14 protein-coding genes and 1 tRNA gene are annotated in these 14,385 nt (G+C 62.7%); 7 read left to right on the top strand and 8 right to left on the bottom strand.

The features are described from left to right. Positions 1-16: 16 nt before the first annotated feature. From BMI91_RS16070 to leuB, 3 genes are all read right to left on the bottom strand, one after another. Positions 17-93: transfer RNA gene (locus BMI91_RS16070), tRNA-Pro, on the bottom strand. A gap of 52 nt (positions 94-145) precedes the next feature. Next, positions 146-1,123 carry a DMT family transporter gene (locus BMI91_RS16065; RefSeq protein ID WP_078570625.1) on the bottom strand — a complete coding sequence of 326 codons (978 nt, stop codon included), beginning with the start codon at positions 1,121-1,123 and terminating at the stop codon, positions 146-148. 116 nt (positions 1,124-1,239) lie between these two features. Beyond that, positions 1,240-2,343, bottom strand: a complete 1,104-nt coding sequence (leuB, locus tag BMI91_RS16060; RefSeq protein WP_078605880.1) for a 3-isopropylmalate dehydrogenase — start codon at positions 2,341-2,343, stop codon at positions 1,240-1,242. Positions 2,344-2,670: 327 nt separating this feature from the next. On the opposite strand from leuB, the gene BMI91_RS16055 reads away from it, so the two are divergent. Next, positions 2,671-3,480 (top strand): Rossmann-fold NAD(P)-binding domain-containing protein, encoded by an 810-nt coding sequence (locus tag BMI91_RS16055; protein WP_244176666.1) that lies wholly within the window; start codon positions 2,671-2,673, stop codon positions 3,478-3,480. On the opposite strand, the gene BMI91_RS16050 is transcribed toward BMI91_RS16055, so the two are convergent. The 5 genes from BMI91_RS16050 to leuC form a co-directional block, all read right to left on the bottom strand. After that, positions 3,444-4,388, bottom strand: coding sequence for an endonuclease/exonuclease/phosphatase family protein (locus BMI91_RS16050; RefSeq protein ID WP_244176665.1), 945 nt, complete (start codon positions 4,386-4,388; stop codon positions 3,444-3,446). The two genes, BMI91_RS16055 and BMI91_RS16050, sit on opposite strands and share 37 nt — an antisense overlap. 89 nt (positions 4,389-4,477) lie before the next feature. Then, positions 4,478-5,305 carry a hypothetical protein gene (locus tag BMI91_RS16045; protein WP_133052000.1) on the bottom strand — a complete coding sequence of 276 codons (828 nt, stop codon included), beginning with the start codon at positions 5,303-5,305 and terminating at the stop codon, positions 4,478-4,480. A 272-nt stretch (positions 5,306-5,577) separates the two neighbouring features. Beyond that, positions 5,578-6,090 carry an HdeD family acid-resistance protein gene (locus BMI91_RS16040; RefSeq protein WP_078605877.1) on the bottom strand — a complete coding sequence of 171 codons (513 nt, stop codon included), beginning with the start codon at positions 6,088-6,090 and terminating at the stop codon, positions 5,578-5,580. Between the two features lie 126 nt (positions 6,091-6,216). Beyond that, on the bottom strand, positions 6,217-6,822 hold the full coding sequence (leuD, locus tag BMI91_RS16035) for a 3-isopropylmalate dehydratase small subunit (protein WP_078522648.1): 606 nt from the start codon (positions 6,820-6,822) through the stop codon (positions 6,217-6,219). A gap of 12 nt (positions 6,823-6,834) precedes the next feature. Continuing rightward, positions 6,835-8,256, bottom strand: a complete 1,422-nt coding sequence (gene leuC / locus BMI91_RS16030) for a 3-isopropylmalate dehydratase large subunit (RefSeq protein ID WP_078541511.1) — start codon at positions 8,254-8,256, stop codon at positions 6,835-6,837. Between the two features lie 247 nt (positions 8,257-8,503). On the opposite strand from leuC, the gene BMI91_RS16025 reads away from it, so the two are divergent. From BMI91_RS16025 to BMI91_RS16000, 6 genes are all read left to right on the top strand, one after another. Beyond that, positions 8,504-9,859, top strand: coding sequence for a mechanosensitive ion channel family protein (locus BMI91_RS16025; RefSeq protein WP_078605876.1), 1,356 nt, complete (start codon positions 8,504-8,506; stop codon positions 9,857-9,859). 132 nt (positions 9,860-9,991) lie between these two features. After that, entirely contained in the window at positions 9,992-10,354 is a 363-nt protein-coding gene (rsfS, locus tag BMI91_RS16020) for a ribosome silencing factor (protein ID WP_075776745.1), read from the top strand. A 10-nt stretch (positions 10,355-10,364) separates the two neighbouring features. Beyond that, the gene (gene rlmH, locus BMI91_RS16015; RefSeq protein ID WP_078605875.1) at positions 10,365-10,832 is read left to right on the top strand and encodes a 23S rRNA (pseudouridine(1915)-N(3))-methyltransferase RlmH; all 468 of its coding nucleotides are present in this window, start codon (positions 10,365-10,367) and stop codon (positions 10,830-10,832) included. 97 nt (positions 10,833-10,929) lie between these two features. Continuing rightward, positions 10,930-11,649 carry a class I SAM-dependent methyltransferase gene (locus tag BMI91_RS16010; protein WP_078605874.1) on the top strand — a complete coding sequence of 240 codons (720 nt, stop codon included), beginning with the start codon at positions 10,930-10,932 and terminating at the stop codon, positions 11,647-11,649. A gap of 70 nt (positions 11,650-11,719) precedes the next feature. After that, positions 11,720-13,243 (top strand): 2,3-bisphosphoglycerate-independent phosphoglycerate mutase, encoded by a 1,524-nt coding sequence (gene gpmI / locus BMI91_RS16005; RefSeq protein ID WP_078551013.1) that lies wholly within the window; start codon positions 11,720-11,722, stop codon positions 13,241-13,243. Continuing rightward, positions 13,240-14,385, top strand: a complete 1,146-nt coding sequence (locus BMI91_RS16000) for a murein hydrolase activator EnvC family protein (protein WP_078605873.1) — start codon at positions 13,240-13,242, stop codon at positions 14,383-14,385. The genes gpmI and BMI91_RS16000 overlap by 4 nt, the downstream gene beginning before the upstream one ends.

Raw genomic sequence — 14,385 nt, 5'->3', positions numbered from 1 at the left:
GGGGAAATCGGGAAAATGGTCGGAGCGAGAGGATTCGAACCTCCGACCCCCTGCTCCCGAAGCAGGTGCGCTACCAGGCTGCGCTACGCTCCGACCGTGGGCGGGGAATTAGCCGCTTGTGCAGGGTTTTGCAAGGGGGTCTGAGTCAGCTTCTTGAATTGCGTGCACGAAGGCCCAAAACGCGGCCCAGAAGCGACGATCGCGGGGCGGTGACGGTTTCCGACCGGCCCCTTGTGCGCAGCACCGGCTGGTTCTCGGAGACACGCGTCTCGCGAATGACGATGTAGATGCCAGACAGGATCACCACGCCCGCGCCGACAAGCGTCGGGATGTCCACACTCTCGTGGAAGATGATCCAGCCGTAGAAGACCGCCCAGAGGATCTGCGAATATTGCATCGGCGCGACGATGGCGGCCTCGCCCGCGCGATAGGCGAGGATTTGCAGGAAGGAGGCGGTCAGGCCGAAGATCGCGATCACCGCCATGAGGCCAAGATCGCCGATCTGTAGCGGCTGCCAGACGAAGGGCAGAAGGATCGCCATGACGATCACGTTGCCCAGAAGCGGCGAAAGCAGAAGGACGACAGAACGCTCCTCCGAGCCGATCTTTCGGACGATCACCGAGGCCAGCGAACCGGTGACTGCTGCCGTCATCGCCGCGAAATGGCCGGGTGCGAGATCCGCCTGACCGGGGCGCACCACGATCACCACGCCGATGAGGCCGAGGATAACCGCAGCCCAGCGGTGAATGCCGACCTTCTCACCTAGGATCGGGATCGAGAAAACGGTGACCAAAAGCGGCATCGCGAAGAGGAGCGGATAGACCTGCGCGAGCGGCAGGGTCGAGAAGGCGTAGAAAGCGCAGAGCCCGGTGACGACGGTGGTAAAGACCCGTCCCGCAACCCAGCCGGGGTGAACCGGGCGCAGGCTTCCCCCGCGCTTGTCGTTGAGCAGGATCACCGAGAGCAACGGGAAAGACAGGAGCGCCGCGAAGAACACGATCTGAACCGGCGAATAGGTCTGACCCAGATGTTTGATGATGACGTCATGCGTGGCGAAAATCGCCATCGAGGTCAGGCCGAGGGACGCACCGCGTGCGTTTGATTTTCCGCCGAAATCGGGCATGGGAGGCTCCCGGTGTTATCGCTCACATCTTGAGCGGATGTTCGGGAGTTGCAAGGCCACGACGTGAAAAAGGCGCGAGCTTTCGCCCGCGCCTTTCACAAAACTTGTCTCGTGGATCAGAGCGAGGCGTCGAGCGCTTCAATGATCTTGTCGCCCATCTCGGAGGTCGAGACCGGGGTGCCGCCTTCGGGGCCCATCAGGTCCGCGGTGCGCACGCCATCAGCCAGAACTTTTTCGATTGCGGTTTCCAGACGGGTCGCCTCGTCACCCTGATCGAAGCTGTAGCGCAGCGCCATCGCGAAGCTGAGGATACAGGCGATCGGGTTGGCCTTGCCCTGCCCCGCAATGTCGGGGGCCGAGCCATGCACGGGCTCGTACATCGCTTTCGGGCGACCGTTCGCCATCGGCGCGCCGAGCGACGCGGAGGGCAGCATCCCGAGCGAGCCGGTCAGCATCGCCGCGCAGTCGGACAGGATGTCGCCGAACAGGTTGTCGGTGACGATCACGTCGAACTGCTTGGGCGCGCGCACGAGCTGCATCGCGCCGTTATCGGCATACATGTGGCTCAGTTCGACTTCCGGGTATTCCTCGCCGACGCGGGTCACGACCTCGCGCCAGAGGATGCCCGACTCCATCACGTTGGCTTTCTCCATCGAGCAGAGCTTCTTGTTGCGCTTCATCGCAAGTTCGAACGCAGCGCGGGCGGCGCGCTCGATCTCGGACTCGGTGTAGCGCTGGGTGTTGATGCCCACACGCTCGTTGCCTTCTTCGAAGATGCCGCGCGGCTCGCCGAAATAGACACCCGAGGTCAATTCACGCACGATCATGATGTCGAGGCCTGCAACCACTTCCTTCTTCAGCGAGGAGAAATCCGCCAGCGCGTCGAAGCATTGCGCGGGGCGCAGGTTGGCAAACAGGTCCATCTCCTTGCGCAGACGCAGCAGGCCGCGCTCGGGCTTCACAGAGAAATCGAGCACGTCGTATTTCGGACCGCCCACGGCGCCGAGCAGAACTGCGTCCACTTCCTGCGCCTTCGCCATCGTCTCATCGGCCAGCGGCACGCCGTGCTTGTCGTAGGCCGCACCACCGACGAGGTCTTCGCTGACGTCGAAGGCGAGATCGCGCTTGGCACCGTACCAGTCGATGACTTTGCGAACCTCGGCCATGACTTCGGGGCCGATCCCGTCGCCGGGCAGGATGAGGATGGAGGGGTTGGACATGAGGATAATCTCCCAAGAAAACAGGGTCTCGAAGGGCGTATCCCCTGCCCGCCCCTTGGTCAAGCGGCACAGGTCGCGAAACCGTGTCTGGACGATCGGCAAGCGGTTGCCGAGGCTTCGGCGGGCTTTTGCGGATCGAGTGGTTGGCGAGTGGCCCCTGCACGCGTATGAGCGCATGCTAGAGTTTATAGCAGGCAGACGACACATGAGGGCGAAATGAATCGCAGGGTATTGATCCTGGGAATGGGCGGTTTGTTCGGATCTGCTGCGGCACGGTCCTTCAGGGCCGCTGGCTGGGACGTCGATCGCTATCGCCGGGGCACCGACATGGCTATCGCAGCGCGCGGCGCGCGGTGGATCGTGAATGCGATGAACCCGCCGAATTACCACGACTGGGCGAACCAGATCCCCCAGATCACCAAGCAGGTTCTGGCCGCGTCGCGCGACAGCGGAGCCTCGGTGATGGTGCCGGGCAATGTCTATGTCTACGGACGCGAGCCGTCTCCGTGGAGCGCCTCGACCCCGCATCACGCCTGCACCCGCAAGGGCAAGATCCGCGCCGAGATGGAGGCGCGCTACCGTGCCCATGCCGAAGAGGGCCGTTCGGTCGTGATCTTGCGCGGCGGAGATTTCCTGAATGCCGAGTCGCCCGACACGCTGATGAACCGGGTGATGCTGAAGGATTTGCGCAAGGGTAAGATCACCGCGCTCGGCAAGCCCGATGCACAGCGCGTCTATGCCGATCTCGAGGATATGACCCGGATCGCCGTGCAACTGGCCGAGACCGAAGATCATACGCCCGGTCTGCTCGACCTCGGGTTCCCCGGCACCCGGTTCTCCGCGCGCGAACTGGCCGAGGAATTCTCGCGCCAGATGGGGCGCGACATCTCGATCAAGAAATTCCCGTGGACGGCGCTGCTGCTTGCCTCGCCCGCATGGGAGCTGGCGCGCGAGCTGCGCGAAATGCGCTACCTGTTCGACATGAGCCACGAGATCGACGGCACCGACTTTCACGCGCGCTTCCCGGAATTCACGCCGAAGACGCTGCAGCGCGTGGTGTTCGAACATCTCTATATCCGGGGCCTCAAGGTCGTGCCCGATCAGGGCAACGCGATGTCGACCCAGACCATCTTGTGACGCGAGGCGGCTTCGGCCGCCTTCGCCAGGGGCGCGCCCGGCTTCGGCCAGACGACGCCCGCCCCCGTCACTTTCAGATCGGTCGCCGGCAGAACGTAGTCGAGCCGAAGATTGCCCGGCCCATCGTAATCGGCGGTATCGAGACCCGGATCGCCCTGATGCGCGGGATCGGCCGCTTGCGTCGCGCCATCGCTGCGCGGCTGCGGGTCCTGCAGATGCGGGCCGTTCAGCAGCAGATCGAGCGCGTCGCGCCGCCCCTCCCCGTCCATCGGATCGAGATTGGCATCGCCCAGCAGGATCACCGGCGCCTCGGGCGGCAGCGCGTCGAGCTCGCCATCCAGATAGTGCAGCCAGAAGGCGCTTTCGTCACGATTGCGGCGCCCGTTGCGGTCCTCGGGTCCGTCGAAAACCGGCGGCGTCGCGGCGAAGGCCAGAAGATGCAGCTGCGCGCCCGAGGGCAGTTCGAGCGGCACATCCCAATGCGCAGTCGAACTGAGACGCTGCACGGATAAAGCCTCCGGCGACAGGTCCGCCCCTGCGCTTTGCCCGTCGGGCAGGTCCTTCCACAGCATCTTGGAGAAATCGCGCGCCCGGTCGGCCTCGATCGGGTAACGCGACAGCAGCGCCATGCCCCCCTGCCCCGGAAACCGCCCATAGCCGTGCCCATCGCGTGCTTCACCAAGCTTGCCGTTTCCGTCTAGATCCGCGCCGCTCGGCCATCCGCTATTCGGACGCGGCGCGAAGAGATGCGGATAAGGCTGCGCGAAAGTCTCATTCAGCGCGGCCAGCGCCTGCCCGTCATAGTCCCAGTCGATCCCGGTCAGCAAAAGCACGTCCGGCGCGATCGCATCGACGATGCGAGTCACAGCCGCGACCTGCGCTGTGTCGTTGCGGATATCTTTCAGCAAAAGCCCTGGACCCCGGCGGGACAGCCCGGCATCCCATGTCGCGACGCGCAAGCCCTCGGCCGCGGCGGGCAGCGCCAGAAACGCCGCGATCAGGCCGGCAAGTAGTCGCTCGCCCCGGAAGCGAGACGCTTGTTTTCGATCATTTGCGCCACCCGCGCCAGCGCGATGCCACGCATGAACAGGCTTGCGGGAAGGAAGGCCCATGCCGTCACCATCCAGATCATCGTGTGGGGCACTTCGAGCGTCACGATCACGAAACTGACCGAGACGAGTTTGAGCACCGCCGGAATAAGGAAGGGCAAAAGGAAGCCCAGCGCAATGTTGAACCAGGAATCGCGGCGCAGACGCTCGACCACGTCGCCGCCTGCGGTCGGGTCGAAGGTGGGCAGATTGACCCAGACGTTGAATTTCGTATGCGCCTGCGGCCAGCCCATGATCCGCATGACGATGACGAAATAGCCAAGGGTCAGCAGCGAGATCAGGTAGGCCATCCCCGCAGCGGTGCGCACCAGCGCGACCTGATGCAGTGAGGCATCCGCCGGCAGCGCGAGTTGCAGCAGGCGAACGGGGCTGTAAGGCACGTCGATGGAGCTGGCGACGGTCGTGCCCAGAACCTCGATCAGCCGGGTCAGAGTCGAGGCGTGATATTGCGACTGCACGGCAAGCGAGAGCAGCAGAACGGTCAGGAACAGCGACATGAAGCGGATGCGGTTGAAGGGCGGCGCATCGCGAAACTCGATCAAGCCGGGATAAACGGAAGCATATTCGAAAAGGGTCAGCGCGAAACCGAACAGCGCCATGAGCGCCACGATCTGTGCGGTGTCACTACTGGTATCGGGCAGAATGAGCGCGGGGGTGCAGATCACCACCGCGACGAGGATCGCGCGAACAAGCGCCCCTGAGAGACGTGAGAACACAGTTACCCTACCCTTCCCTGCGGTCGGATGCGGTACATTGCCGATCCTTTTACCCGCAAGACGCGCGCCGACTGTGGCGCGCTGCCTCAAACTTGCCATGATTTTGCCCAAGTTCCCGATCCAAGCAAATAGTGTTTTCAGACTCTGTGCCGCATTAAGGCATTTTCTTGGAAGACCTGGTGCGACATTGCATCAACAAAGGTGCAAAAATGTGGCAACCTAGGAGGCGAAACCATATTTTGTGGATCAAGGGGTTAGCGCCTCAAAAACCCTCAGGAGTCGCGATTGGCAAAGCCAAGTGCGGCAAGCCCGACACCATCCGCCAGCAACTGGATTCCTAGCAATAGTCCAAGGATTTGCGTCGCTATCTGATCGAACGCAGAGAAGATCAGCACGCCGATCAGGATCGAAACCGCGCCCGACAGGACCAGCATCCACCGCAGGCGCGGCCCGGCAAGGCGCAGCCCGATAAGTAGGCGCAGCGCCCCCATCAGCAGGAAGAGAACACCGACCACCGCCGCGAGCGAAACCGTGCCGGACATCGGATCGGACATCAGCCAGACGCCGACGACGATATTGAGAAGTGCGATCAGCGCATGCCACGCCCGATGTGCCCCGTCGCGGTCGTTGAACGCGAGCCACGCCTGCACGACCCCGGCGATCAGGAAGAGGATACCGACGAAGGTGGTCAGGGCCAGCGAGGTCGCGAAGGGATTCGTGATGGCCGCAACGCCGAGAACGATCAGCACGAGGCCGGTCACCAGAAACAGGGTCGAAACGCGCATCGCATCATCCTCTCGATCTACGTCAAATGATGAACCCTACCATGGGCGCCGAGTTCCCGCGCCCCCCTCACATGTAAAAAGCCGCCCCGGTCGGAGCGGCTTTTCATTTCGCGATGGCGTCGTGGGTTACACCCAGGGACGCGCTTGATGCATCTGCGTCTCGAACGTGTCGATGGCCGCGGCCTTCTCCAGCGTCAGGCCGATATCGTCGAGACCTTCGAGCAGGCAGTGCTTCTTGAAGGCGTCGACGTCGAACTTGATCGTCTCGCCTTCCGAGGTCGTGATCTCCTGGTTCTCGAGATCGACGGTCATCCGCGCGTTCGAGCCTTTCTCGGCATCCTTCATCAGCATGTCGACCTGCTCCTGCGGCAGCACGATCGGCAGCATCCCGTTCTTGAACGAGTTGTTGTAGAAGATGTCGGCAAACGAGGTCGAAACGATCACCTTGATACCGAAATCCGCGAGCGCCCACGGCGCGTGCTCACGCGAGGAGCCGCAGCCGAAGTTGTCGCCGACCACGAGGATCTGCGCTTCGCGATATTGCGGCTTGTTGAGCACGAAATCCGGGTTCTCGTTGCCCTGACGGTCGTAACGCATCTCGTCGAACGCATGCACGCCGAGCCCGGTGCGCTTGATCGTCTTCAGGAAGCCCTTGGGGATGATCATATCGGTGTCGATATTGACCAGCGGCATGGGGGCGGCGATCCCGGTAACTTTTTCGAATTTTTCCATTCTCGTCGCTCCTTACGCGTCTTCCAGTTCCATCAGCTTGCGCACATCGGTCAGATGACCGGTGACAGCAGCTGCGGCGGCCATGGCCGGGCTCATCAGATGGGTGCGGCCCTTGTAGCCCTGACGCCCTTCGAAGTTCCGGTTCGAGGTCGACGCGCAGCGCTCGCCCTCGGCCAGCTGGTCGGGGTTCATCGCGAGACACATCGAGCAGCCCGCCATGCGCCATTCGAAACCGGCATCGAGGAAGATCTTGTCCAGACCTTCTTCCTCCGCCTGCGCGCGCACGAGACCCGAGCCCGGCACGACCATCGCACGGACGCCATCGGCCAGCTTGCGGCCTTTGACGACTTCGGCGGCGGCGCGCAGATCCTCGATCCGGCCGTTGGTGCAGGACCCGATGAAGACCACGTCGATCTTGATGTCGGTCAGCTTGGTGCCAGCTTCGAGGCCCATGTAGTCGAGCGCACGCTTGGCCGCTTCGACCTTGCCGCCCTTGAAGTCTTCCGGCGCGGGGACAGAGCCCGAGATCGGCAGCACGTCCTCGGGCGAGGTGCCCCAGGTCACGACCGGCTCGATCTCTTCGGCCTTGATGGTGACGACCTTGTCGAAATGCGCGCCCTCATCGGTGTAGAGTTGCTTCCACCAATGCAGAGCCGCCTCCCATTGCGCACCTTTCGGAGCGTGGGCCCGGCCTTTGACATACTCGAACGTCTTCTCGTCCGGTGCGATGAGGCCAGCGCGCGCGCCGCCTTCGATCGCCATGTTGCAGACGGTCATACGGCCTTCCATCGACAGATCGCGGATCGCTTCGCCGCAATATTCGATGACGTGGCCGGTGCCGCCGGCGGTGCCGGTCGCGCCGATGACCGACAGCGTGATGTCCTTGGCGGTGACGCCCGGACGCAGCTTGCCGGTGATTTCGACCTTCATGTTCTTCGACTTCGACTGGATCAGCGTCTGGGTGGCCAGAACGTGCTCGACTTCCGAGGTGCCGATGCCGTGGGCGAGCGCGCCGAACGCGCCATGGGTCGCGGTGTGGCTATCGCCGCAGACGACGGTCATGCCCGGCAGGGTCCAGCCCTGTTCGGGGCCGACGATGTGCACGATGCCCTGACGCACGTCGGAGACCGGGTAATAGTTCACCCCGAAATCCTTGGCGTTCTTGTCGAGCGCATCGACCTGAATCCGGCTTTCCTCGTTCTCGATCCCCTTGGCGCGGTCGAGCGTGGTCGGCACGTTGTGATCCGGAACGGCGATGGTTTTCTCGGGTGCGCGCACCTTGCGGCCCGCGATGCGCAGCCCTTCGAAGGCTTGCGGCGAGGTCACTTCGTGGACGAGGTGACGGTCGATATAGAGCAGGCTGGTGCCGTCTTCGTCTTCAGACACGACATGCGCGTCCCAGATCTTGTCATAGAGGGTCTTCGGAGCAGACATGGCTCTCACTTTCTTTGGATAGCTGATTTTGGACATGGGTATGCGGGCGCGAACGCCCAAGGGCGGCGCGCCGTCAAAGTCGTGCCAGCACCGAGCGGCTTTCGCCGTAGAAGCGCTCGCGAAGGCGGGCGCGGTCATCCATGTCGAAAACGAGTGTCATGGGGCGCTAAATACGGCGAATCCGACGCTGAGGCAATCGAAGAGTCCGTGTTTGGACTGATCGCAAAACCGGGCTAACGTCATTTCCATGGATTTCGCGAATGGGGACATCGTCAAGATATTGGCTTCGATCTGGGCACAGATCGAAATCTTCCTCAATTCGATGGTGTTGCCCTCGCGGCTCTGGCAATTCGGGATCATCGCGGCATGTTTCGCGCTGGCCCATCTCGGGCGGATCTGGCTTGCGCCGAAAGTCGACGACTGGGGGCGGAGGCGTGAGCTTTCGACCCGCCAGCTACGCCTGCTGATCCTGTTCCGGCAACGTCTGCGCGGCTTCCTCTTTGTTCTTCTCGCTTGGGGCTCGGTCTTCGTGCTCGAGGCGACCAAAGGCTTTTATTCCTGGCGCTTCCTCGTGGTGCTGGTGGCAACACTGGTCACGGCGTGGCTGGTCGTGGGCCTCGTCGCGCGACTGATCCGCAACGCGCTTCTACGCCGCATCGTGCGCTGGGGCGCGTGGATCTGGGTGACGCTCTATTATCTCGGGCTGTGGGACGAGACCGTGCGGCTTCTGAACGGCACGGCGGTCGAATTCGGGGATTTCCGGATCACGGCCTACGGCGTCCTCAAGGCGCTGGTGCTGACGACGATCCTTCTGTCGGTCGCGCGGATCATCTCGGGGCAGACCTCGGTGCGGCTGCGCACCAACGAGGATATCAGCCCCTCGATGTCGGAGCTGGTCATCAAGGTGATGCAGGTTCTGCTCTATGGCGCGGCGCTGTTCATCGGGATCAAGGCGGTGGGCTTCGACCTGACCGGGCTTGCGGTTCTGTCGGGTGCGATCGGCGTCGGCCTCGGCTTCGGTCTGCAGAAAGTCGTGTCGAACCTCGTCTCGGGCGTGATCATCCTGCTGGATAAATCGATCAAGCCCGGCGACGTGATCAGCCTTGGCGAGACTTTCGGCTGGATCAATTCGCTGGGCGCGCGCTACGTCTCTGTCGTTACGCGCGACGGCAAGGAATACCTGATCCCGAACGAAGACCTGATCACCGGGCAGGTCGTCAACTGGTCCCATTCCAACGAATTCGTGCGGATCGACCTGCCCTTCGGCACCTCCTATCACGATGACCCGCACGTGGTGCGCAAGCTCGCGGTGGAGGCCGCGCAATCGGTGAACCGCGTTTTGAAGAACCGCCCGACCGTGTGTCACGTGACTGGGTTCGGGGACAGTTCGGTCGATTATCTTCTGCGGTTCTGGATCACGGACCCCGTCGAAGGGCTGACGAACGTGCGCGGGCAGGTGTTCCTCGCATTGTGGGATACGTTCAAAGCGAACGGCATTTCGATCCCGTTCCCGCAGCGCGAAGTGCGTTTGCTCGAAGGTTCGCAACTGGACTTGCAACCCGGGCCGGAAACGCATAGCGAAAATTCGCCGCATGAAAATTGAAATTGAACCTTCGGGATGCTATTTTCGGAGGACGTCCAGCGCCGGGGCCATTTCGGTGCGTAACATCTGGAGGACCATGTCCTGTCTCATCTTTCCATCGTGCCGAGTGATGCCGGCACAAAGGCAGCGGCCATGAATACACGGGCCGTCAATGCCGAAGCGACGAGCGAAGAAATCCTCGCGCGCGTCATCTCTTCCCTCGAAGACGACAAGGCCGAAGATATCGTGACCATCGACCTGCGCGGTCGGTCCTCGATCGGTGACTATATGGTTGTCTGCTCCGGGCGCAGCACGCGTCAGGTCAGCGCCATCGCCGAGAACCTGACCGAGCGGCTGAAGCACGAATTCGACCGGGCTTGCAAAGTCGAGGGCAAGGATCAGGGCGACTGGGTGCTGATCGACAGCTCCGACGTCATCGTTCACGTCTTCCGCCCGGAAGTGCGCGAGTTTTATCAGCTGGAAAAGATGTGGATGCCTGCGGGCGCCCCCGTCTGAGTTCGGCTGCATGAAGATCACGATCTGCGCGGTGGGCCGCTTGCGCAAGGGGCCCGAACGCGAGCTGATCGACGACTACCTGAAACGCTTCGAGAAATCCGGGCGCGCCTTCGGGCTCGGCCCGGCTTCCGTCGTCGAGGTCGAAGACAAGAAGGGCCTGGGGCAGGGCGCAGAGGCAGACCTGCTGAGCCGCGCCATTCCTGATGGATCGGTGATCGTCACGCTCGACGAGCGCGGCAGCCTGATCTCATCGCCCGAATTTGCCACGAAGCTGCAAGGCTGGCGCGATAAGGCGCGTGATGTGGCTTTCGTGATCGGCGGCGCGGACGGGATCGACCCGTCCCTGCGCAGCCGCGCCGAGTTCTCGATCTCTTTCGGCAAGATGGTCTGGCCGCATATGCTGGCCCGCGTCATGCTGACCGAACAGATCTACCGCGCCGGACAGATCATCGCCGGCACGCCCTATCACCGCGTCTGATCAGCACATCTTTAGATTGTGCAGTTTTCAATAGCTTGCGCAGCGTCTCCGCGACGTTACGCTGCGCTCGAAAACAATGCCCAGCAGGTCAGGCTCCATGAATACACTTCGCGACATGAATATTTCCGGCGCGTCCATTTCGCGCGAGGCGATGATGCTGATGGGCTTCCAGCGAACGCGCCAGATTTCCGGCACCGCGCGCAAGGCCTGGGAAGCCGGCGACAGGGGGCCCGCGCTGGAAGAAGTCGAGGCCCGCAACGAGGAGATTTTCCGGGGGGCGCTCGCCGAGGTCTTCACCGAGTATCTCCCGCTGCGCAAGGCGCTCGAGGAAACCGGTCGCCGCCCGACCCATGTGATCGACATCGGCTGCGGACAGGGTCTCAACGACGCGCTGCTGATCAAGGATTACGATTGCGCCGTGACCTTGATCGATATCGAGGAAACCCCGGAGCAATACCATTTCTGGAGCGATACCGGTGCGGGCTATGCCTCGCTCGACGCCGCGGCGGCGTTTCTACGCGACAATGGCGCCCATGCGGTCGAGACGCTCAACCCGGTCAAGCAGCCTGATGCTTTGGAGGGGGTCACGGGCGATCTCGTCACCAGCCTGATTTCCTGCGGTTTCCATTACCCGATCGGCGACTATCTCGACCTTATGATGCGGGTAATCCGGGATGGCGGCGCGGTCGTGCTGGACCTGCGTCGACGCTACATACAAAAGCCCGACGCGGCGCTTTCGTCGCTGATCGCGGCCACGCGACAGACCGAAATACTCAGCTATGAGAAGAAAGCCCGGCGGATCATGTTCCAGGCCTAAGGCGCACACGCCCCCGGTTGCCGCCAAGGCTTGCGAGGCGTATGAGGGGGCAACAGATTAGGAGGCCGCCATGACCCGTCCGAAACCCGTCGTCCTGTGCATTCTCGATGGCTTTGGCGAGCGAAAGGAGCGCGAAGGCAACGCGCCCCTGCTGGCCGATACCCCGAACCTCGACCGCGTTCTGTGGAACAACCCGGCGAAATCGACGCTGGTGACCTTCGGCCCCGATGTCGGGCTACCGAGCGGTCAGATGGGCAATTCCGAGGTCGGTCACACCAATATCGGCGCAGGCCGGGTGGTGGCGATGGATCTGGGCCAGATCGATCTGGCGATCGAGGACGGTTCTTTCTTCAAGAACGAGGCGATCCTGTCCTTCATCGACACGATGAAAGAGAGCGGCGGGCGCGCGCATCTGATGGGCGTCATCTCGGACGGTGGCGTGCACGGCCATATCGAACATACGCTCGCCGCGGCGAAGATGGTCTCGGAGGCGGGCGTTCCAGTGCTGATCCACGCGATCACCGACGGACGCGATGTGGCACCCGATAGCGCGAAGTCCTTCGTCTCCGATCTTTGCGACCGGCTGCCCGAAGGCTGCACGGTCGTCACGGTAGATGGCCGCTATTACGCGATGGACCGCGACAACCGTTGGGAGCGCGTGGGCCTTGCCTATGATGCGATGATCAACGGCAAAGGGCAGGGAGCCGACACCCCTGTCGCGGCCGTAGAGGCCAGCTACGACAAGAAAGAAATGGACGAGTTCATCAAGCCCACCGTGATCGGCGATTACGACGGCGCAAAGGATGGCGACGGGTTCTTCTGTCTCAATTTCCGCGCCGACCGAGCTCGTGAAATCCTGCGCGCGATCGGCGAGCCGGACTTCTCGGAATTCGAAACCGGGACCCGTCCGAAATGGGCGGCGCTGCTGGGGATGGTCGAGTATTCCGACAAGCATAACGCCTATATGAAGACCGCCTATCCGAAGCGCGAGATCGTCAACACGCTCGGCGAATGGATTTCGAAACAAGGGCTTAGCCAGTTTCACCTCGCCGAGACCGAGAAATACCCGCATGTGACCTTCTTCCTCAACGGCGGCAAGGAAGAGCCGTGGGAAGGCGAAGACCGCTACATGCCGAAATCGCCCAAGGTCGCGACCTACGACCTGCAGCCCGAGATGAGTGCGCCGGAAGTCACCGACAAATTCGTCGAGGCGATCGAGACCGGGTACGACCTGATCATCGTGAACTACGCCAACCCCGACATGGTCGGCCATACCGGCTCGCTGGAAGCCGCGATCGCGGCGGTGGAAGAGATCGACCATGATATCGGCCGCGTCGTCGAGGCGCTGGAAGCTGCGGGCGGCGCGATGATCATCACCGCCGATCACGGCAATTGCGAAACCATGATCGACCCCGAAACCGGCGGACCGCATACCGCGCATACCACGAACCTCGTGCCCGTCTCTCTGGTCGGCGGGCCGGAGGGCGCCAAGCTGCGCGAAGGTCGGCTTGCGGATCTCGCGCCGACGCTGCTGGAGCTGATGCAGATCGAGCAGCCCGAGGAAATGACCGGAAAGAGCCTGATCGTATCGTGATCCGCGCCGCACTCGCAGCTCTTCTGATCTCGGCCGGGCCGCTTTGGGCGGAAGGATCGGGCGACGCCGCACTCAAGGCCTCGGCCGATCTGCGCAAAGCGATCACTGCGCTCGATGCGGCGCAGTCGAAATCGGATCGCATCGCTGCGCTGACGAAAACGATCCACGCCTATGAGCAAGGGCTGAGCGCGCTACGCGACGGGCTGCGCCGGGCCGCGATCCGCGAGCGCGAGATCAAGCAAGGGTTCGACGCGAAACGCGAGGAGCTTGGCGGGCTGCTGGCCGTGATGTCGACGATGCAGCAATCCGACGGGCCGCTTTTACTGTTGCATCCCTCGGGGCCCGAAGGCTCGGCTCGTTCGGGAATGGTGCTGTCTTCGGTCGCGCCGGCCTTGCAGGAAGAGGCGCAGAAGCTGAGCGTCCACCTCGAGGAGATCGCGACCCTGCGCAAACTGCAGGAAAACGCGCGCGAAACGCTGGAAGCGGGGATGGTTTCGGTGACCAAGGCCCGCACCGCGCTGTCCGAGGCGATCTCCGAGCGCCGCGAGAAACTCCCGCAACGCTATCTCGAAGAGCCCGAGGAGCTGACCGCGCTGGTGCAAAGCGCCGATACGCTCGAAGGCTTCGCGACGGGCCTGAGCGATATGGAAAACGATATCGGCCCGCCGCGCGGCGATTTTGCGGGCGCGAAAGGCACGCTGAATCTGCCGGTGATCGGCTCGGTTCTGCGGAGCTTCAACGAGCCCGATGCCGCGGGGATCAAACGTCCCGGCCTCGTGATCGCAAGTGAGCCGGGCTCGCTGGTCACAACGCCCTGGGCTGCGACAATTCGCTACCGTGGTCCGTTGCTCGACTACGGAAATGTGATGGTCCTCGAACCCGCAGATGGATATCTTCTGGTTCTTGCGGGCCTCGGAACCGTCTATGGTGAGGTCGGAGACGTGCTGCCAAAGGGCACGCCCATCGGTTTGATGGGCGGAATTCAGCCGGGAGCGAAGGAATTCGGCAAGGAATTCGTGCAGGCGGCGGCAGATGGCGCTGGTGCAGATCGCAGCGAGACGCTTTATTTGGAACTGAGAGAGGGCGGTAAGCCCGTGGACCCGACGCCGTGGTTCATCCAGACAAAAGACGACAAGGGTTGA

The organism is Thioclava sediminum, from assembly GCF_002020355.1.
Taxonomy (GTDB): Bacteria; Pseudomonadota; Alphaproteobacteria; order Rhodobacterales; family Rhodobacteraceae; genus Thioclava; species Thioclava sediminum.
The sequence above is the reverse complement of the archived record's forward strand: the minus strand, read 5'-3'. Positions and strand labels throughout refer to the sequence as shown.